At 71.9% G+C, this 18,992-nt stretch carries 15 protein-coding genes; 11 read left to right on the forward strand and 4 right to left on the reverse strand.

Annotated features, from left to right (window positions below; translation table 11 throughout):
• Positions 1 to 145 precede the first annotated feature (145 nt).
• Together HFP48_RS22420 and HFP48_RS22425 are read right to left on the reverse strand one after the other, a co-directional pair.
• Entirely contained in the window at positions 146 to 1,984 is a 1,839-nt protein-coding gene (locus HFP48_RS22420; protein ID WP_168580074.1) for an FAD-dependent oxidoreductase, read from the reverse strand.
• A 261-nt stretch (positions 1,985 to 2,245) separates the two neighbouring features.
• Positions 2,246 to 3,748 (reverse strand): PucR family transcriptional regulator, encoded by a 1,503-nt coding sequence (locus tag HFP48_RS22425; protein ID WP_168580075.1) that lies wholly within the window; start codon positions 3,746 to 3,748, stop codon positions 2,246 to 2,248.
• A 134-nt stretch (positions 3,749 to 3,882) separates the two neighbouring features.
• On the opposite strand from HFP48_RS22425, the gene gabT reads away from it, so the two are divergent.
• Positions 3,883 to 5,271 carry a 4-aminobutyrate--2-oxoglutarate transaminase gene (gabT, locus tag HFP48_RS22430; protein ID WP_168580076.1) on the forward strand — a complete coding sequence of 463 codons (1,389 nt, stop codon included), beginning with the start codon at positions 3,883 to 3,885 and terminating at the stop codon, positions 5,269 to 5,271.
• A complete protein-coding gene (locus HFP48_RS22435) occupies positions 5,268 to 6,713 on the forward strand; it encodes an NAD-dependent succinate-semialdehyde dehydrogenase (protein WP_050035863.1) in 1,446 nt (481 codons plus the stop codon). Before gabT ends, HFP48_RS22435 begins: the two co-directional genes overlap by 4 nt.
• Before the next feature lie 96 nt (positions 6,714 to 6,809).
• Here the strand turns inward: HFP48_RS22435 and HFP48_RS22440 are convergent, their stop codons facing one another.
• Positions 6,810 to 7,475 (reverse strand): TetR family transcriptional regulator, encoded by a 666-nt coding sequence (locus tag HFP48_RS22440; RefSeq protein WP_006935192.1) that lies wholly within the window; start codon positions 7,473 to 7,475, stop codon positions 6,810 to 6,812.
• 126 nt (positions 7,476 to 7,601) lie between these two features.
• Here HFP48_RS22440 and HFP48_RS22445 point away from each other — a divergent pair, with 126 nt between their 5' ends.
• The 4 genes from HFP48_RS22445 to HFP48_RS22460 all read left to right on the forward strand — a co-directional run bounded on the left by HFP48_RS22445 (position 7,602) and on the right by HFP48_RS22460 (position 13,289).
• Positions 7,602 to 9,020, forward strand: a complete 1,419-nt coding sequence (locus HFP48_RS22445; RefSeq protein ID WP_043798532.1) for an NAD(P)/FAD-dependent oxidoreductase — start codon at positions 7,602 to 7,604, stop codon at positions 9,018 to 9,020.
• Between the two features lie 280 nt (positions 9,021 to 9,300).
• Positions 9,301 to 10,728 (forward strand): gamma-aminobutyraldehyde dehydrogenase, encoded by a 1,428-nt coding sequence (locus HFP48_RS22450; RefSeq protein WP_168580077.1) that lies wholly within the window; start codon positions 9,301 to 9,303, stop codon positions 10,726 to 10,728.
• A gap of 76 nt (positions 10,729 to 10,804) precedes the next feature.
• The gene (locus HFP48_RS22455; RefSeq protein ID WP_168580078.1) at positions 10,805 to 11,695 is read left to right on the forward strand and encodes a universal stress protein; all 891 of its coding nucleotides are present in this window, start codon (positions 10,805 to 10,807) and stop codon (positions 11,693 to 11,695) included.
• Positions 11,696 to 11,702: 7 nt separating this feature from the next.
• On the forward strand, positions 11,703 to 13,289 hold the full coding sequence (locus HFP48_RS22460) for an APC family permease (protein ID WP_168580079.1): 1,587 nt from the start codon (positions 11,703 to 11,705) through the stop codon (positions 13,287 to 13,289).
• 43 nt (positions 13,290 to 13,332) lie between these two features.
• On the opposite strand, the gene HFP48_RS22465 is transcribed toward HFP48_RS22460, so the two are convergent.
• The gene (locus HFP48_RS22465) at positions 13,333 to 13,944 is read right to left on the reverse strand and encodes a TetR/AcrR family transcriptional regulator C-terminal domain-containing protein (protein ID WP_168580080.1); all 612 of its coding nucleotides are present in this window, start codon (positions 13,942 to 13,944) and stop codon (positions 13,333 to 13,335) included.
• 109 nt (positions 13,945 to 14,053) lie between these two features.
• On the opposite strand from HFP48_RS22465, the gene HFP48_RS22470 reads away from it, so the two are divergent.
• The 5 genes from HFP48_RS22470 (at position 14,054) to HFP48_RS22490 (ending at position 18,940) form a co-directional block, all read left to right on the forward strand.
• A complete protein-coding gene (locus HFP48_RS22470; RefSeq protein ID WP_168580081.1) occupies positions 14,054 to 15,019 on the forward strand; it encodes a nitrilase-related carbon-nitrogen hydrolase in 966 nt (321 codons plus the stop codon).
• On the forward strand, positions 15,016 to 16,032 hold the full coding sequence (locus tag HFP48_RS22475) for an agmatine deiminase family protein (RefSeq protein WP_006935184.1): 1,017 nt from the start codon (positions 15,016 to 15,018) through the stop codon (positions 16,030 to 16,032). Before HFP48_RS22470 ends, HFP48_RS22475 begins: the two co-directional genes overlap by 4 nt.
• A 190-nt stretch (positions 16,033 to 16,222) precedes the next feature.
• Positions 16,223 to 17,548 (forward strand): glutamine synthetase family protein, encoded by a 1,326-nt coding sequence (locus HFP48_RS22480; protein ID WP_168580634.1) that lies wholly within the window; start codon positions 16,223 to 16,225, stop codon positions 17,546 to 17,548.
• 79 nt (positions 17,549 to 17,627) lie between these two features.
• Positions 17,628 to 17,996: a hypothetical protein gene (locus HFP48_RS22485; RefSeq protein ID WP_006935181.1), complete on the forward strand. Its 369-nt coding sequence runs from the start codon at positions 17,628 to 17,630 to the stop codon at positions 17,994 to 17,996.
• A 107-nt stretch (positions 17,997 to 18,103) separates the two neighbouring features.
• Complete coding sequence (locus HFP48_RS22490) at positions 18,104 to 18,940, forward strand: mycofactocin-coupled SDR family oxidoreductase (RefSeq protein WP_043798722.1); 837 nt, start codon at positions 18,104 to 18,106, stop codon at positions 18,938 to 18,940.
• The last annotated feature ends 52 nt before the right edge of the window (positions 18,941 to 18,992 follow it).

Raw genomic sequence — 18,992 nt, forward strand, 5'->3', positions numbered from 1 at the left:
TCGCAGGGACGGGACCCTGTGTGCGGCATGGTGCTATGGCGTGGTCGATGCGTTGTCTTCGCGCTCGGTCACCTGCGGCGAAGGCCGGTGCTCGCGAGGGTGCCCTCGACCGCCGTGCCGACGGTCGAGGGCACCGACGAGATGCTTACGCGTCGTCCTGGCGCTTGGCTGCTTCCCGTCCCGCGAGGTAACCGAACACCAGCCCGAGCGAGATCGTCCCCCCGGCGCCTCCGTAGAAGCCCTTCGTGGGTGCGCCTCCTGCGTTGCCGGCGGCGTACAGGCCGGGAATGACCTTGCCTTCGGTGTTCAGCGCGCGTCCGAGTGCGTCGGTCTTCGGGCCGCCCACGGTGCCGAGCGCGCTGGCCTGGACCTCGAGCGCGTAGTAGGGCGCGGTGTCGACCGGTCCCAGCACGCTCGACTTCGGGCTCTTCAGCATGGGTCGGATGATCTTCGCCAGGGGTCCGACCACGAGGGAACGCACGCGTTCGGGGTCGTTCCTCTTCGCCACCCGTCCGGCGAGCTTGCTCACGATCGGACCGATCGCCGCGGCGATGCGCATCCGCGCCTTTGCGGTGGCGGCGGGGAACCGCGCGTCGGGCGAGTTCTTGCCCAGCCGGGGATAGTAGGCGCCGAAGTAGCGGTCGAACAAGGTCTCCCCGCGGTGGAACTGCGGGTCGTGAGCTCGGGCGGCCTCGGGGTTGAACCGGTCGACTGTGCGGAGCAGCCCCACCTCGTCGACCCCGATCCTGTTCGCCAGCTCCGACAGGGTGTCGGCGCGGTGGAGGTAGTCGGGCACCTCTGCGCCCGGCGTGACGCCGAAGATCCCGAACTTCGTCCAGTAGTTGTGGTCGAAGATCAGCCAGGCCGTGGCATTGGGCATGGTGCCCGTCTCCGGGTCGACCTCGCGCATGATCTGCCCGAACTGGTCGTAGGCCAGGGCCTCGTTCGCGAAGCGCTCACCCTTGCTGTTGACCATGATGCTGTGCGGCAGCGCTCGCTCGCCCAGGAACACACGACTGAGCGGGCGGCCCTCCAGCTCTTCACCGGGCAGCTGCACGCCGGGCATCCACCAGGCGTCCTCCATGCCGGTCAGATCAGCGCCCACCTCCTGCGCCAGCTGCACCGCGATGCCGTCGTGGCCCTGGGGGGAGACCTGCACGCCGAAGGGCGCGTCGAGGTAGGTCGAGGTGATCTCGGTCGAGCTCTCGAACCCGCCGCTGGCCAGCAGGACCCCCCGGGTGGCACGCACCGTGTGCTCGGCGCCGTCGGCCCGCACGACGATCCCCCGCACCCCCGACTCGTCGGTGACAAGCCGGGTCGCGGGCGTCTCGACGCGAACGTCGACGCCGTTGCGCAGGCCCGCCTCGAGCAGTGCTCCGATCAAGGCCGGGCCGGCGAGCCAGACGTCGTCGATGCCGATCCCGCCCAGCAACCAGAACGGGAGCGGGTTCTTGGCCATGCCCGTGGTCAGGGCCGGTCGCACGTACTTCGCGTTCTCCCCGAGTCCCTCCGGGGAGTACGGGCCGGGGAACAGTGCCCGACCGACGGACGCGCCGTCGATGTCGGAGCGGTAGTCCGGCCAGATCGTCGGGATCCACCCGAAGGAGGTGTGCTCTTCGATGAACCGGGCGACGTGCGGTCCGGTCTCCAGGAACTTCTCCACCAGGTCGTGGTCGAGGATCCGGTCGCGACCTTGGCCGTAGATGTACCGCCGCGCCTGGTCCAGGTCGTCGTGCACCTTCAGGTCCTTGGTCGAGAAGCCGTGGTTGGGGATCCAGGCGGCACCCGCCGAGATGCCGGTGGCGCCCCCGACGATCTCCCGGGACTCGACCACGAGGACTCGTGCCCCCTCCTTGGCGGCGGTGAGCGCCGCCATCAGGCCTGCGCCGCCGGACCCGACGATCGCCACGTCCACCTCGTCGGGGATGCCCTTCTGGGACACGGTCCCGATGGAGCCGCTGTGCTCGGTCGAACTGCTAGCCATGATCCTCCGTACGGTCGGTTTCGGTCACGCCCCTCCCGACGGAAGGGCGCGACGCTCGTCATATAGTTGATTACTCAATCTTATAGTTGAACACTCAACCATACTTTCCTGTTCCCGGCCGAAGTCGCCCCGCGACGACCACTCGGGCTCTCCCCGGGAACGGTGCCGCGCCGGCTCCGACGGCATTCCGGCCGGCTGGACGAACTCGCCCGCAGCGTGAAGGGCCGACTACGACTGCAGCACTACGCCGTTTCCAGCTACCTAGGGCGCCGGTTCCCCGATCAGCAGGGCGAGCAGCAGCTCGGCCCGGACGCGGGCGTCGCCGAGGTCGACGCCGAGCACCTGCTCCGCCTTGGCGATCCGGCTGCGCAGGGTGTGCCGGTGCACCTCCAGAGCCGCGGCCGCCGCCTCCCACTGCCCGTTCGCCTCGAGGAACGCCCGCAGCGACGCGACGAGCCTGGTCCCCCGGCCGCGGTCGTAGTCGGCGAGAGCGGAAACAGTGGACGCAGCCACGGATTCGAGTACGGCCCGCACCGCCGGGGAGGCGAGCAGGGCGGTTCCGTGCGTGGCGTCGAACTCGACGAGGCGGTGGGCCGCGTCCGCCGCGGCCACGGCGTGTTCGGCCTGCTCGACGGCGCGGCGGGTGTCGGCGAGCCGGTGCGCGGCGCTGAGCCCGGCGCGGAGGGTGCGCGCCTGCGGCGGGGCGAGGTCCGCCAGGAGCGCCGCCACGTCGGACAGAGTGTCCTCACCGCGCAGCAGCACGGTGAGCGCCTCGTCGCCGCTGCGCGCGTACAGCGGGCGCTGCCGGGCGCCGAGACCGGCGTCCAGCACGCGCCGCACGTCGGCCGCGGCCGGGGTGTGCAGACGCAGGATCCGGATGCGGTTGCGGGCGCCGACCGCGTCGGCGAGATACTCCAAGGCGTCGCCGGAGTCGAGGACGTCGTCGACGAGCAGGCCGAATGCCTTCGCGCCCAGCGCGTTCCGCTCCGCGCGCAGCCGCCGCGGCTTGTCCAGCTCGAGGGTGACGAGGGAGACGGCGTGGCCGATCAGGACGAGTTCGACGTTCTCGAGCGGGCGGTCGGCCTGCACGGCCAGGTGTCCGCTGACGAGGCCGGCGTGCGTGACCGGTTGCACCGTCAGCGTCCGGCCGGGCCGGCTCGTGGTGACCGAGCCGGCACCGTCCCGGCGCAGCTCCGAGATCTGCTCTGCCAGCTCCGCCGCGACCTCGGGGTGGGCGACCACCTCCCCGCTGCGCTCGTCGAGGTAGGCGACGGCGGCGCTGGTGGCGACGGCCAGTTCCCGCACGATCGCGGCCACGCCGCCGCGCAGCGCGGCGCGGGTGATGCGCACCTGGGTGTCGGCGGCGCGTCGCACCAGCTCGTACTGCTGTTCGGCGAGCCGGGCGGTGACGGCACGGCTGACGGCGGCGAACGGCGTCGTGTACGGCACCTCGAGCAGCGCCAGCCCCACCGCGTCGGCCGCCTCAAGCACCGACTGCGGGATCCGCTCGTGCGACAGCCCGGTGCCGAACCCCAGGGCGGCGACGCCCGCCTCCGCGAGGCGGCGCACGTAGTCACCGCCCTCCTCCGCATGCAGCCCCAGGCCGGTCGTGAGGACGAGTTCCCCGCCGGAGAGCCAGGGCCGCGGGTCCAGCAGTTCGGTGGGCTGGACGAAGCCGATCGGCCGCTCCTTCCCGGTCCGGCCGCCGCGCAGTGTCAATCCCAGTCCCGGTTGCCGCAGCAGCCAGGCGATGCCGACGCTCATGGGGCCATCGTAAGACCGCTCGACGAAATGGCGCGGTGTGATTCACCGGGTTGTACGAATCGGCCCTGTCTCGGGTCCGCGGACGCTCCCATACTCGAATCGTCTCTACGCCGCCGAGCCCGAGGAAGTCCCCCATGACGAGCATCGAATACCGCCTTCCGCAGCAGCGTCGCCTGGTCACCGCGCTGCCCGGCCCGCGCTCGGCGGCACTGACCGAGCGTCGCCGCACGGCCGTCGGGGCGGGTGTGGCCTCCTCCGTGCCGGTCTACGCCGCCGACGTCGACGGCGGCATCGTCGTCGACGTCGACGGCAACGCCCTGATCGACCTCGGTTCCGGCATCGCGGTCACCAGTGTCGGCGCCTCGGACCCGGCGGTCGTGGCGGCGGTGCAGGAGCAGGTCGCGCACTTCACGCACACCTGCTTCATGGTCACTCCCTACGAGGGCTACATCGCCGTCGCCGAGAAGCTCGCGGCCCTGACCCCCGGCGACCACGCCAAGCGCACGGTGCTGTTCAACAGCGGCGCGGAGGCGGTGGAGAACGCGGTCAAGATCGCCCGGGTCGCGACCGGTCGCAGCGCCGTGGTGGTCTTCGACCACGCCTACCACGGCCGCACCAACCTGACGATGGCGCTGACCGCGAAGAACCAGCCCTACAAGGAGGGCTTCGGCCCGTTCGCCCCGGACATCCACCGCGTGCCGGCGTCGTACCCGTTCCGCGAGGGCCGCAACTACGACGGCACCGAGGTCACCGGTGAGCAGGCCGCCCATCGCGCGATCGCGCAGATCGACAAGCAGATCGGTGCGCACAACGTCGCCGCGATCGTGCTCGAGCCCATCCAGGGCGAGGGCGGATTCATCTTGCCGGCCAAGGGTTTCCTGCCGACCCTCGTCGACTGGGCGAAGGCCAACGGCATCGTCTTCGTCGCCGACGAGGTGCAGACCGGCTTCGCGCGCACGGGCGACTGGTTCGCCAGCAACGACGAGAACGTCGTGCCGGACCTGATGACCCTCGCCAAGGGCATCGCCGGCGGCATGCCGCTCGCCGCGGTGACCGGCCGCGCCGAGCTGATCGACGCCGTCCACGGCGGCGGCCTCGGCGGCACCTACGGCGGCAACCCCGTCGCGTGCGCCGCGGCGCTGGCCACGCTGGACCGGATCGAGCAGCTGGACCTGTGCGGCCGCGCCCGGCGCATCGAGCAGATCGCCACCGAGCGGCTGCGGGCGCTCGCCGCGGACGTCGACATCGTCGGCGAGGTCCGCGGCCGCGGCGCGATGCTCGCCGTCGAGTTCGTGCAGCCCGGCACGCGCGAGCCGAATCCGGAGGCCACCAAGGCGATCGCCGCGAAGGCGCTCGAGCAGGGTGTCATCGTGCTCACCTGCGGCACCTACGGCAACGTCGTCCGCCTGCTGCCACCGCTGGTGATCTCCGACGAGCTGCTCACCGACGGCCTCGACGTCCTCGCTGCCGCCGTCCGCGACGTCGCGGGCGTGCGCCCGACCCTGGCAGGAGCCACCCGATGACCCACACCCTCCCCGCGGGCGTCCCGACCCGGCTCTGGCTGGGCGGCAAGCTCACCGACTCGTCCACCGGCGCGACGTTCCCCGTCGAGGACCCCGCCACCGGCGCGGTGCTCGCCGACGTCGCCGACGCCTCCGCCGACGACGGGCTGCGCGCCCTCGACCTCGCCGTCGCCGCGCAGGCCGAGTGGGCCGCGACCGCGCCCCGGGTGCGCGGCGAGATCCTGCGCACCGCCTTCGACCTCGTCCACGCCCGCGCCGACGACTTCGCCCGCGTCATCACCCTCGAGATGGGCAAGACCGTCGCCGAGGCGCGCGGCGAGGTGAACTACGGCGCCGAGTTCCTGCGCTGGTTCGCCGAGGAGGCCGTGCGCATCGGCGGCCGCACCGCCACCGCCCCCGCCGGCAGCGGGCGCATCCTCGTCACCAAGGAACCGGTCGGGCCGGTCCTGGCGATCACCCCGTGGAACTTCCCGCTGGCGATGGCCACCCGCAAGATCGGCCCGGCCCTGGCCGCGGGCTGCCCGATCCTGGTCAAGCCGGCCGCCGAGACCCCGCTGACGATGCTGCTGCTCGGGCAGGTCTTCGCCGACGCCGGCCTGCCGGCCGGGGTGCTGTCGATCCTGCCCGCCACCGACGCCGCCGCGCTGACCGGGCCGCTGCTCACCGACGCGCGGCTGCGCAAGATCACCTTCACCGGCTCCACCGGCGTCGGCAAGCTGCTGGTCCGCCAGTCCGCCGACCGGCTGCTGCGCACCTCGATGGAACTCGGCGGCAACGCCCCGTTCCTGGTGTTCGACGACGCCGACGTCGACGCCGCCGTGGACGGCGCGACGGCCGCGAAGATGCGCAACGGCGGCGAGGCCTGCACCGCCGCCAACCGCTTCCACGTCGCCCGCAGCGTCGCCGGCGAGTTCACCGACAAGCTCACCGCCCGCATCGCGGCGCTGCGCACCGGCCACGGCCTCGACGACGGCACCGACCTCGGCCCGCTGATCACCGCCCGGCAGCGCGCCACGGTCGAGGCACTGGTGCGCGACGCCGTCGAGCGCGGCGCCCGGGTCCGCACCGGCGGGCAGATCCCCGCCGGACCCGGCACGTTCTACCCGCCGACCGTGCTCGACGAGGTCCCGGCCGACGCGCGACTGCTGCGCGAGGAGATCTTCGGTCCGGTCGCGGCGATCACCGTCTTCGACACCGAGGACGAGGCGATCGCCGCCGCCAACGCCACCGAATACGGCCTGGCCGCGTACTTCTACACCCGCGACCTCGACCGCGCGATGCGCGTGGCGTCCGCGCTGAAGACCGGCATGGTCGGTGTCAACCGCGGCATCATCTCCGACGTCGCCGCCCCGTTCGGTGGCGTCAAGGAGTCCGGATTCGGCCGCGAAGGCGCGGCCGAGGGTATCGAGGAATACCTCGACACCAAGTACATCGCCCTGTAGGCCCCGCGGCGGGACCCCGCCCGGCAATCGAATACCGGCTCGGTCCGGGATCACGGCACACCGCCGGTCCCGGACCGAGCCGTATCCTCTTGCGGCTCAGTCCTTCCGGAGCAGCTCCAGGCGCGCCTCGAGTCCGGCGATCATCGCGTCGAGTCCGGCGTCGAAACCGGCGTCCGGGGTGTAGTGGCCGCCCGATCCGGCGAACGCGTCGATCGCCGCGGTGAACACCGGGCTGTCGCCGGCGAGGTCGGCGGTGTCGAAGATGTCGGCCGGTGCGTTGGCGTCGAGCGCGGAGCCGAAGATGAACGACTCCAGCGCGACGACGACCGGCACGATCGTGTCGATCGGCCACCCGGCCTCCGCGAAGCCCGCCGCCACCGCCTCGTACACCGCCAGGGTGCGGGGCGCGCCCGCGACGGGCATCACGGCGATCACCGGGACCAGCGGCGCGTGCCGGGCGAACACGTCCCGGTAGGACAGGGCCCACCGCCGCGTCGCCACCGCCCACGGCTCGGCGCCGAAGCCGCTCACGTCGACCTTCGTCATGAGGTCCTCCTGCACCCACAGCAGGACGTCCTGCTTCGAGCTCACGTGGTTGTACAGGGCGGACGGGGCCACACCGAGGGCACGGGCGAGCTTGGCGACGGTGAAGGCGTCGTAGCCGCCCTGCTCGATCACGTCGAGCGCCGCGTCGGTGATCGCCTGCCGAGACAGCACTTTCGTCGACGGCCGGCCGGCGCGTCGATGCGTCCCCTCTCCCACGCCGCTCCCCTTCGCCTCACGATTCCGGCCACGAATTGCCGCGAAGGTCTTCTCCTCGCGCCCCGATGAGGTTACAGTGTGATGCGACACATATGAATGTCGTTCATTTTCTCGAAGGGGAATCCCATGAAATCCATCGAGCGTGACGTCGTCGTCGTCGGGGCGGGCCCGTCCGGCCTGACCGCCGCCTACCGCCTCCGGCAGGCGGGCCTGCGGGTCGCCGTCCTCGAAGCCCGCGACCGCGTCGGCGGCCGCACCTGGACCGACACGATCGACGGAGCGATGCTCGAGATCGGCGGTCAGTGGGTGTCCCCCGACCAGACCGCCCTGATCGCGCTGCTCGACGAACTGGGCCTGCGCACGTTCTCCCGCTACCGCGAGGGCGAGAACATCTACCTCGACGCCGAGGGCCGGCCCGTCCGGTACCGCGGCGAGATGTTCCCCACGTCCGAGCACACCCGCGCCGAGATGGACAAGCTGATCGCGCTGCTCGACGAACTCGCCGCCGAGATCGGCCCCCGGGAGCCGTGGGCGCATCCGCGGGCGCGGGAACTCGACACCGTCTCCTTCCACCACTGGTTGCGGGCCAACTCCGACGACGAGGAGGCGTGCAACAACATCGGGCTGTTCATCGCGGGGGGCATGCTCACCAAGCCGGCCCACGCGTTCTCCGCGCTGCAGGCGATCCTCATGGCGGCCTCCGCGGGCTCGTTCAGCAACCTCGTGGACGAGGACTTCATCCTCGACCAGCGCGTCGTGGGCGGCATGCAGCAGGTGTCGCAGCGGCTCGCCGAAAAGCTCGGCGACGACGTCTTTCTCGGCAACCCGGTCCGGACCCTGCACTGGTCCGAGGGCGAAGAACCGGGCGCGCCCGGGCACGTGCGGGCGGTGGCCGACGGCGTCACCGTCGATGCCCGCTTCGCCGTGCTCGCCGTGCCGCCGAACCTGTACTCCCGGATCTCCTACGTCCCGCCGCTGCCGCGCCGCCAGCACCAGATGCACCAGCACCAGTCCCTCGGTCTCGTCATCAAGGTGCATGCCGTGTACGACACGCCGTTCTGGCGCGAGGACGGCCTGTCCGGCACGTGCTTCGGCGCCGGGGCACTCGTCCAGGAGATCTACGACAACACCAACTTCGAGGATCCGCGCGGCACCCTGGTGGCCTTCGTGGCGGACGAGAAGGCCGACGCCGTCTTCGAACTCCCCGCCGAGGAGCGCAAGGCCGCGATCCTCTCGTCCATGGCCGGCTACCTCGGCGAGAAGGCGCTGAGCCCGGTCGTCTACTACGAATCCGACTGGGGCTCGGAGGAGTGGACCCGCGGAGCCTACGCGGCGAGCTACGACCTCGGCGGCCTGCACCGCTACGGCAAGGACCAGCTCACCCCCGTCGGTCCGATCCTCTTCTCGTCGTCCGACCTCGCCGCGGAGGGCTACCAGCACGTCGACGGAGCCGTGCGCATGGGCGAGGACACGGCCCGGCGCATCCTCGACGCCCTCGGCTCCCGCTCGGCCGCGGCCGCGGTGGCCGGTGCCCCGGCACACTGACCGCCCCTCGCGGCCCGGCCGCCGCGACACCGAAGACCCTTTTCTACACCGTTTTTCACGACTCCTTCGGCGCGCCCGTCGCGGCGCCCGACGCGCTCACGACGACGTGAGCGTTCCGGTCGCGGCGGCGCCGCCCCTCCGGCGGCGCCGCCGGCTTCCGAGCTTGCGCTCCCACCCCGCCGCCGGACCCCTGGCCGGGCACCCGCGGCGCGGCCCACACTGATCACCTGAGATCCCTGCCCCTCCCACCCGGCCGGGCAGGCTTCCGAGAGGACCCCCCATGACCGACATCCGCGAGAACTACATCGACGGCGCGTTCGTGCCCTCGACGGCCACGGAATCCCTGCCGCTGATCGACCCGGTCGACGAGTCCTTCGTGGGCTCGATCCCGGTGTCGACCGCCGCCGACGTCGACGCCGCGGTGGCGGCCGCGCAGCGCGCGTTCCGGAGCTGGGGCAGGACCACCCCCAAGGAACGCCAGGCGGCGCTGCTGAAGCTCGCCGACGCCCTCGAGGAGCACTGCGACGAACTCGTCGAGGCCGAGTGCCGCAACACCGGCCAGCCGAAGTCCATGATCGCGGACGAGGAGGTCAAGGTCGGCGCGGATCAGCTGCGCTTCTTCGCCGGCGCGGCCCGCCTGCTCGAGGGCAAGGCGGCCGGTGAGTACATGGAGGGCCACACCTCCTACGTGCGGCGCGAGCCGATCGGTGTGGTCGGCCAGGTCACGCCGTGGAACTACCCGCTGATGATGGCGCTGTGGAAGATCGGTCCCGCGCTCGCCGCCGGCAACACGATCGTGCTCAAGCCCAGCGACACCACCCCGGACAGCACGCTGGTGCTGGCCCGCCTGACCCAGGGCATCCTGCCCGACGGTGTCTTCAACGTCGTGCTCGGCAACGCCGCCACCGGGGCCGCCCTCGTCGAACATCCCGCACTCGGCCTGGTGTCGATCACCGGCTCGGTCCGCGCCGGCATCGAGGTGGCGGTCTCCGCGGCCCGGCAGCTCAAGCGCGCCCACCTCGAACTCGGCGGCAAGGCCCCCGTCCTGGTGTTCGACGACGCCGACGTGGCCAAGACCGCCGAGGCCGTCGCGGCGGCCGCCTTCTTCAACGGTGGCCAGGACTGCACGGCCGCCACCCGGGTACTGGTCCACGAGTCCGTCCACGACGATCTCGTCGACGCGCTGGCGCGGCAGGCCGAGCAGCTGCGACCGGGCCGGCCCGACGACCCCGACGCCTTCTACGGCCCGCTCAACAACGCCCAGCACTTCCAGCGCGTCACCGACAAGATCGCCGCCCTGCCCGCCTCGGCGACGATCGTCACCGGCGGCACGCGCGCCGGCGAGAAGGGCTTCTTCTTCGAGCCGACGATCGTCACCGGCGTGGACCAGCACGACCCCATTGTGCAGGACGAGACGTTCGGCCCGATTCTGACGGTGCAGTCCTTCGCCACCGAGGACGAGGCCGTCGCCCTGGCCAACGACGTCCGCTACGGGCTCGCCGCGAGCGTGTGGACCCGCGACCACGGGCGCACCCAGCGCCTGTCCGCCGCGCTGGACTTCGGGGCGGTGTGGATCAACTGCCACATCCCGCTCGTCGCGGAGATGCCGCACGGCGGGTTCAAGCACTCCGGCTACGGCAAGGACCTCTCCGCCTACAGCGTCGAGGACTACACCCGCATCAAGCACGTGATGAGCACCCACGACTGACCTTCCGCGGCCCCACCGCGCCGTCGCCGGAGCCGGCACCACCCCGGCTCCGGCTTCCCTACCGGATCGGATTCCCATGAGACTGGTTGTCGGATACCTCGCCACCCCCAGCGGCGCGGACGGGCTGGCGCTCGGCGTCCAGCTGGCCCGCAGCCTGGGCGCCGAACTCGACATCTGTATGGTCCTGCCCCCGGATCGCCCGGTGCCCTCCCGGGCACCCACCGAGCCCGGGTACGAGGACGTCCTCGCCGGAACGGGCGAAGCGTGGCTCGCCCAGGCGGCGGCCACGGTGCCCGACGACGTGCGGGCACATACCCACCTGAGCTTCCACGAGTCCTTCGCGCAGGGCCTGCTCGACGAGGTGGCGCGGCTCGGCGCCCGCGCCGTCGTCGTCGGTGCCGCGGGCGACGGGCTCCTCGGCCGGCACTCCATCGGCACGGTGTCGTCCGAGCTGTTGCATTCCGCGCCCGTGCCGCTGGCCCTGGCACCGCGGGGATTCCGGCACTCCGCCGCCCCCCGGATCCGCGAGGTCACGTGCGCACTGGGCACCCGCACCGGAGCGGACGTCCTGCTCCGGACCGCGGTGCGCGCCTGCGAGCACATGCGCACGCCGCTGCGGCTCGTCTCGCTCGTCGCGTTCGATCCGCACGGGGTCGGGCGCGGCGCACATCCGTCCCACGAGCACGTGCTCGAATCGGCGCGGGCACATGCCCGGTGCGTCCTGGACACCGCACGCGCCCAGCTCCCCGACGACTTCCCGGTCGCCTCCCTCGTCGCGGACGGTGCGACCGTCGAATCGGCGGTGCCCACGCTGGAGTGGCGCGACGGCGACGTGGTGATGGTCGGCTCGAGCCGGCTCGCCCAGCCGCACCGGCTCTTCCTGGGTTCGACGGCAGCGAAGATGCTGCGGGTCGTTCCGGTGCCCATGGTCGTCGTTCCCGCCCACGACCCCGAGAACAGTGAGTAGGCCCGCCATGACGAATTCGCTTCCTCCCAGCCGGGTTCGAGAGGCCGACCCGGTGATCACCCCCGGCGACGGGGTCGTGCCGAAGGGCCTGGCCGCCGGCAGGATCGGCACGTTCGCCGGCGCCGTCCTGGGCATCTCGTCCGTCGCGCCGGGCTACACGCTGACGGCGAGCATCGGCCTGATCGTCGCGGCCGTCGGGCTGAAGATGCCGGCGATCTTCATCGCCGGGTTCATCCCGATGTTCCTCACGGCGTACGCCTATCGCGAACTCAATTCCGAATCACCGGACTGCGGGGCGTCGTTCACGTGGTCCACGAAGGCCTTCGGCCCGTACGTCGGGTGGATGTGCGGCTGGGGCATGGTGATCGCGACGATCATCGTGCTGTCCAACCTGGCCGCGATCGCCGTCCAGTTCTTCTACCTGTTCCTCGCCCGCATCACCGGAGACTCCGCGATCGCGGATCTTCCCGGGAACAAGTTCGTCAACGTGGGCACCACCCTGGTGTTCATCGCGATCGCGACATGGATCGCGAGCCGCGGCATCACCACGAGCGAACGCGTCCAGTACGCGCTCGTCGGGTTCCAGATGGTGCTCCTGCTCGCGTTCGCGGTCGCGGCACTCGTGCACGTCGGCGCGGGCGACGCGCCCGCCGGGCTGTCGCTCGACGCCTCCTGGTTCGACCCGTTCCACGGGCTTGCGATCGGCGCCTTCGTGATCGGCGTGACCGGTTCGATCTTCGCGTTCTGGGGGTGGGACACGTGCCTCACCCTCGGGGAGGAGTCCCGGGACCCCAAGAAGACCCCGGGCCGGGCCGGCCTGTTGTGCGTGGCGACGATCCTGCTGACCTACCTGCTGGTGTCGGTCGCGGCGATGATGTATGCCGGTGTCGGTACGACGGGTCTGGGGCTGGGCAATCCCGACAACTCCGAGAACATCTTCGGCGCCCTCGCCGATCCGGTCCTGGGCCAGTGGGGTGGTCTGCTGCTCTTCCTCGCCATCTTCGTCTCGTCGGTGGCGAGCCTGCAGACCACCTTCCTGCCGGCGGCGCGGACGATGCTCGCGATGGGTGCCTACGGCGCGTTCCCGCGCCGGCTGGCCGCGGTACATCCCCGCTTTCTGGTGCCCTCGTACGCGACGGTCGTCGCGGGGGTCGTCACCGCGGTGTTCTACGCCGGCGTGACGTTCCTGTCCGAACGCACCCTCCTCGACACCATCGCCGCGCTGGGCATCATGATCTGCTGGTACTACGGGATCACCGCGTTCGCGTGCGTGTGGTACTTCCGCGGACGTCTGTTCACCAGTGCCCGCAACGCCGTGTTCCGGTTCGTCTTCCCCCTGTCGGGCGGGATCATGCTCGCCGCCGTCTTCGCGATCTCGGTGGGCGAGAGCATGAATCCCGACAACGGCAGCGGCGCCGAGATCGGCGGCGTCGGGCTGGTGTTCTTCCTCGGCTTCGGCATCCTGCTGCTCGGCGCGGTCCTGATGCTGGTGATGCGGGTGCGCAATCCGCAGTTCTTCCGCGGGGAGACCCTCACGCGCAGCACCGCCGCGCTCACCGGGGAGACGGACGTGTTCACCACCGACCGCGGTTGAACCCGGACCGCACCGACCACCGCGCCGACGCCGGCCGGGCCGTTCAGGCCCCGGCCGGCGTCTGGGCGACCAGGCCGGCCACGAGTGCGCGCAGGCCGAATTCGAAGGCGGCGTCGGCCCGTTGCGGATTCGGGCAGGCGGTCTGCAGCGCGGCGCGCATCGCGTCGCCGGTTTCGGGGACGTTCGCCCACACCACCTCGGGCGCGGCGAGGTCGAGCGCCGAGCCGAGGACGAAGCTGTCCACGGCGGTGATGGCATGCAGCACGTGCGCGGGCGTGAATCCGGCATCCGTGAAGGCCTGCGCGAGAGCGTTGTAGAGGCCGAACGCGACCGGGGACTGCACGGTCTGCGCGGTGAACAACGGGATCAGCCGCGGATGCGCGGCGTAGGCGCGACGGTACTCGCGGGCGAGGCCGGCGACCGTCTCGGACCAGTCGCCGGCCGGTTCGCCCACGACGATGGTGGACATGATGCGCGCCCGCATGGCCTCGACGATCTCGGCGCGTCCCGACACGTGGTTGTACAGCGACGACGGCCGCACCTTCAGCCGCTCGGCCAATCCCGGCATGGTGAAGTCGCCCGCCGTGTCCACCATGTGAATCGCTGCGTCCGTGATGATCTCGGGCGACAGCAGCCGCTTCGGCGGTCGTGGCATACGAAAACTCCTCGAAATCGTCGTGGGCTCTTGCCCGGGACGCGCTCGTCCACCATACTTAACGAATCAAATTCGTTTTATCCCCCCCGGATCGAGCCGAGGACTTCCCATGCTCACCATCACCGCCACCACGCCGCCCGACTCGCTGTGCCGGGTCGACGCCCCCGATCGGCCGCCGCTGCGCGTCGGACTGGTTCAGCACCGCTGGCACGACGACGAGCGGGCGTTGCACGCCGAACTCACCGAGGGCATCGCCCGCGCCGCCGGACTCGGCGCGCGCGTCGTGTTCCTGCCCGAACTCACGTTGAGCCGCTACCCGGCCGACACGCCCGGCGGCGCCGACGCCGCCGGGACCGCCGAGGACCTGCGGACCGGCCCGACCGTCGCCTTCGCCGCGGCCGCCGCGTCCGCCCACGGTGTGTTCGTACACGCGTCCCTCTACGAACGCGCCGACGCACCCGACGGCCTCGGCTACAACACCGCCGTCCTCGTCTCCCCCGCCGGCGAACCGGTGGCCCGGACCCGGAAACTGCACATCCCCGTGACCGCCGGATACTACGAGGACACCTACTTCCGGGGCGGTCCGGCCGGTGACCCGTATCCCGTCCACACCCCCGACGGCCTCGACGGCGCCCGCATCGGCATGCCGACCTGCTGGGACGAGTGGTTCCCGGAGGTGGCGCGGGCGTACTCGCTCGCAGGGGCCGAGATCCTGGTCTACCCGACGGCAATCGGCTCCGAGCCCGACCACCCCGAGTTCGACACCCGCCCGCTGTGGCAGCAGGTGATCGTCGGAAACGGCATCGCCAACGGCACGTTCATGATCGTGCCGAACCGGCACGGCTGCGAGGGAGCCATCACCTTCTACGGCTCCTCGTTCGTCTCCGATCCCTACGGGCGCATCCTGGTGCAGGCTCCGCGCGACGAATCCGCCGTGCTGGTGGCCGATCTCGACCTCGCGCAGCGCCGGGACTGGTTGTCGCTGTTCCCGTTCCTGAGCACCCGCCGCCCGGACACCTACGGCTCGCTGACCGCACCGGTGGACGCGCACGCACCCTTCGGAGCCACGCGATGACCTGGCGCATGCCCGCGGAGAGCGAACCGCACGAGCGCACGTGGATGGCCTTCCCCACCGAGGGATATTCGCTGGGCGACACCGCGGAGGAGCACCACGAGGCCCGCGCCACGTGGGCCGCGGTCGCGCACGCCGTCGCCGAGTTCGAACCGGTCACCGTGGTGGCCGATCCCGGCCAGGTCGACGCGGCCCGCCGGTACCTGTCCCGCGACGTGGAACTCGTCGAGGCCCCGCTGAACGACGCCTGGATGCGCGACATCGGGCCGACCTTCGTCCTCGACGACGACGGCCGGTGCGGCGGGGTCGACTGGGTGTTCAACGGCTGGGGCGCGCAGGACTGGGCCCGGTGGGACCACGACGCCCGGATCGCGTCGTTCGTCCTCGAGCGGGCCGGCGTGGAACGGGTCGCGTCGACACTCGTCAACGAGGGCGGTGGCATGCAGGTGGACGGTCTCGGCACCGTCCTGCTCACCGAGACCGTCCAGCTCGACCCCGGGCGCAACCCGCACCTCGACAAGGCCGCGGTCGAAGCGGAACTGCGGCGCACCATCGGCGCGACCTGCGCGATCTGGCTCCCGCGCGGGCTGACGCGGGACCAGGAGCGCTACGGCACCCGCGGTCACGTCGACATCGTCGCCGCGATCGCGTCCCCGGGCGTGGTCCTCGTCCACGACCAGCGCAACCGGGACCACCCGGATTTCGACGTCACCGCGCTGATCGTCGAGCGGCTGCAGCACACGGCGGACGTGCGCGGTGAGCCGTGGCGCATCGTCCGGGTGCCGGCCCCGGCGACGGTCCGCGACGACGAGGGCTGGGTGGACTACAGCTACATCAACCACTACGTCGTCAACGGCGGGGTGATCGCCTGCCGCTTCGGCGACCCCGCCGACGACGAGGCCGCGGAGATCCTGGCGGCCGCGTATCCCGGCCGTCGTGTCGTGGGAGTGGATGCCCGGCCGCTCTTCCGCCGCGGCGGCGGCATCCACTGCATCACCCAGCATCAGCCGCGGTGAGGACGCCCGTCTTCGCCGGCACGGTCCTGTGTCGGCGAAGACGGTCCCCGTGACCCGACCTCGCCTCTACTGTGTCCTTGTGCCCGGCGTCCTCGTGCCCGGCGATGCCGCCGGTGGCCGACGGCGCGGGCGGGAGGTCCCTGTGACGGAGGAACGCTTCGACCCCGTGACGGAGGAACGCTTCGCCGCCGTGACGGAGGAACGCTTCGACCCCGTGACGGGCGAACGCGCCCGCGAGGAGCGCATCGTCGGCTCGGTCGTCGATTCGACCGGCATCTCGCGGGCGAAGGTGTTTCCCGGACACAGGCTTACGTCGTTCGTCGAGTCGGGCGCGGGCGCGTCGCCGAGCTGGGCGGTCTTCTGCGTCGACGACCACCTGGCGTTCACGCCGTCACTGTCGGTGACGGGCGATCTCCGGCTGCGGATCGACCGCGACCGGCTCCGGCCCGTCGGGGACGGCGTCCGGTGGGCGCCGGCCGGCCTGTACGAGCAGGACGGGACGCGGTCACCGTTGTGCACGCGCGCAGCGCTCGAACGCGTCGTCGAGGAGCTCGCCGCGGCCGGCGTGCAGGCCCGGGCAGGGCACGAGATCGAGTTCACGCTCTTCGACGGCGGGCGCAGCGAATGGTCCGCATACGGTCTCGGTGCCGTCCTCGGGCGGGACCCGTTCGTCGCGGATCTGTTGCACGCGGCCGCGCAGGCGGGTCTGGGCATCGACCAGATTCACGCCGAGGCGGGCGCGCAGCAGTTCGAACTCTCCCTGTCTCCGGCAGCCCCCGTGGAGTCGGTCGACGACCTGGTGCTCGCACGCATCCTGATCAGCCGCACCGCCCGGCGGCACGGTCTGCGGGCGTCGTTCTCCCCCGTCCCCGTCGTCGGCGGGGCGGGCAACGGGGCCCACGTCCACGTGTCCTTCACCCGCGAGGGGCGGCCGCTCCTGTCCGGCGGCGACGGCCCGCGCGGGGTGACTGCGGCGGGCGGCAGCGTCGTCGCCGGCATCGTGCGCGCGCTGCCCGAGTTCGGGGCGGTCCTCACCGGGTCCGTGCTCTCGCATCTGCGGCTGCAGCCGGGCATGTGGTCCGGCGCGTGGTGCTGCTGGGGGCTCGAGAACCGTGAGGCCGCGCTGCGGCTGTGCGCGCTCACGCCCGGGAGCCCCTACGGCGCCCACCTCGAGGTCAAGCCCGTGGACCCGTCGGCCAACCCCTACCTCGCCGGCGCGGCGATCCTCGGGGCGGCCCACGCCGGTCTCACCGACGCACTCCCGGTTCCGCCGGAGATCCCGGTCGATCCGGGCCGGATGACCGATGCCGAACGCGCCGAACTCGGGGTCCGCGTCCTGCCGACGGACCCCGACGGCGTGCTCGCCGCGCTCGGGTCCTCCGGCCTCGCGCAGCGCCTGTTCGGACCGTCGATCATGGAGGCCCTGCTCGCCGTGAAACGCTACGAGTTCGGGGAGTACCGCTCGCGGCCGCCCGCCGAACTCGCGGAACGGTTCCGCTTCGCGTGGACCGACTGACCGTGTCGCGACGATCGAGGTAACGGACGTCTCCGAATCGGCGATTCACGGCCGTCGGCAATGGAGAGAACGGACGGCCATGCACAACCTCGAGTCGGTGGACCCCCAGGCGATCACACAGCCCATCGCACAGGTGCTCACGCCGGGCGATTCCGCGGCGGAGCCGGTCCGCCCGCCGGCGTCCCGGCACGCGGCGGCCGCCCACTCCGCCCCGCCCGCCGCCGAGGTCCGGCGCGTCAAGCGGCTCACCTACGGCGACGAACCCCGCCGACGGTCGTTGCGGCCGGATTTCTGGTCGATCGTCGGCGCGCTCGCGCTCGTGCTGGCGATCGCGTTCGTCGTCGTCGCGCTGCTCGTCGCGGGGAACCGGCCCCAGCCGTCGTACCGGCCGAACTACGCGCCGTCCGGCCTGGGCGCCGCGCTGGTGCCCGCCGCAGCGGTGGTGTGACGGCCCGCGGCCTGCCCTTTTCCCGCTGAGCGGGATCGCCGCACCCCTGCGGGCCCGCCGGGGCTGGAGCATCGACCTGCTGACCGAGGAGGACAGGAGTGGATTCGATGAGTGAGTTCGAAGGCCGGGTCGCGCTGATCACGGGCGGGGCGCGGGGCCAGGGCCGCAGCCACGCGGTGGCGCTGGCCGAGCGCGGCGCCGACATCGTGCTGTGCGACCGGTGCGCCGACAGCCCGGTGGTGCCGTACCCGCTGGCCACGGAGGCGGATCTGGAGGAGACCGCGGCGGCGGTGCGCGCCACCGGGCGCCGGTGCCTGACCGCGAAGCTGGACACCGCGGACCGCCCGGCAATGGACGAACTCGTGGCGCAGGCGCACGCCGAGTTCGGGCGGATCGACATCGCGGTGGCGAACGCGGGCGTGTCGGTGGCCGCCCCGATCCAGGCGATGACCGAGGCGCAGTGGGCGGAGGCGATCGGCTCGAATCTGACCGGTGTCTTCAACACCGTCGGTGCGGTGGCGCCCGGCATGGTCGCGCGCGGCTACGGGCGGATCGTGACGATCTCGTCGATGCTCGGCCGCGCGGGCAACACCAACATGGCGGCGTACAGCGCATCGAAGTGGGGCGTGATCGGCCTGACCAAGAGCGCCGCGCTGGATCTGGCGCCGCACGGTGTCACGGTGAATGCGATTGCCCCCGGGAATATCTCGACGCCGATGATCCACAACGACTTCCTCTACGGCCTGATGCGTCCGGATCTCGAGCATCCCGGCGCCGACGACGTGGCTCCGATCTTCCAGAGCCTGCACGCGCAGCCGGTGCCGTGGCTCGAACCGGCGGAGATCACCCGCGTGGTGCTGTTCTTCGCCGCCGAGGCGAGCGCCCACATCAGCGGCACCGTGCTGCCGGTCGACGCCGGCAACGCCGGGCGGGTCACCGGATAGGCGCCTGCGGCGCCGGTGCGTCCTTTGGGCCGCCAGGGCAGCCCAAAGGACG

The sequence above is a fragment of the Rhodococcus sp. DMU1 genome, from assembly GCF_012272955.1.
Classification (GTDB): domain Bacteria; phylum Actinomycetota; class Actinomycetes; order Mycobacteriales; family Mycobacteriaceae; genus Rhodococcus; species Rhodococcus aetherivorans.

Bases quoted from the DNA above. Each gene is read 5' to 3' on its own strand.
- HFP48_RS22420 (WP_168580074.1), bottom strand. From the start codon at position 1,984: ATGGCTAGCAGTTCGACCGAGCACAGCGGCTCCATCGGGACCGTGTCC.
- HFP48_RS22425 (WP_168580075.1), bottom strand. From the start codon at position 3,748: ATGAGCGTCGGCATCGCCTGGCTGCTGCGGCAACCGGGACTGGGATTG.
- gabT (WP_168580076.1), top strand. From the start codon at position 3,883: ATGACGAGCATCGAATACCGCCTTCCGCAGCAGCGTCGCCTGGTCACC.
- HFP48_RS22435 (WP_050035863.1), top strand. From the start codon at position 5,268: ATGACCCACACCCTCCCCGCGGGCGTCCCGACCCGGCTCTGGCTGGGC.
- HFP48_RS22445 (WP_043798532.1), top strand. From the start codon at position 7,602: ATGAAATCCATCGAGCGTGACGTCGTCGTCGTCGGGGCGGGCCCGTCC.
- HFP48_RS22450 (WP_168580077.1), top strand. From the start codon at position 9,301: ATGACCGACATCCGCGAGAACTACATCGACGGCGCGTTCGTGCCCTCG.
- HFP48_RS22455 (WP_168580078.1), top strand. From the start codon at position 10,805: ATGAGACTGGTTGTCGGATACCTCGCCACCCCCAGCGGCGCGGACGGG.
- HFP48_RS22460 (WP_168580079.1), top strand. From the start codon at position 11,703: ATGACGAATTCGCTTCCTCCCAGCCGGGTTCGAGAGGCCGACCCGGTG.
- HFP48_RS22465 (WP_168580080.1), bottom strand. From the start codon at position 13,944: ATGCCACGACCGCCGAAGCGGCTGCTGTCGCCCGAGATCATCACGGAC.
- HFP48_RS22470 (WP_168580081.1), top strand. From the start codon at position 14,054: ATGCTCACCATCACCGCCACCACGCCGCCCGACTCGCTGTGCCGGGTC.
- HFP48_RS22475 (WP_006935184.1), top strand. From the start codon at position 15,016: ATGACCTGGCGCATGCCCGCGGAGAGCGAACCGCACGAGCGCACGTGG.
- HFP48_RS22485 (WP_006935181.1), top strand. From the start codon at position 17,628: ATGCACAACCTCGAGTCGGTGGACCCCCAGGCGATCACACAGCCCATC.
- HFP48_RS22490 (WP_043798722.1), top strand. From the start codon at position 18,104: ATGAGTGAGTTCGAAGGCCGGGTCGCGCTGATCACGGGCGGGGCGCGG.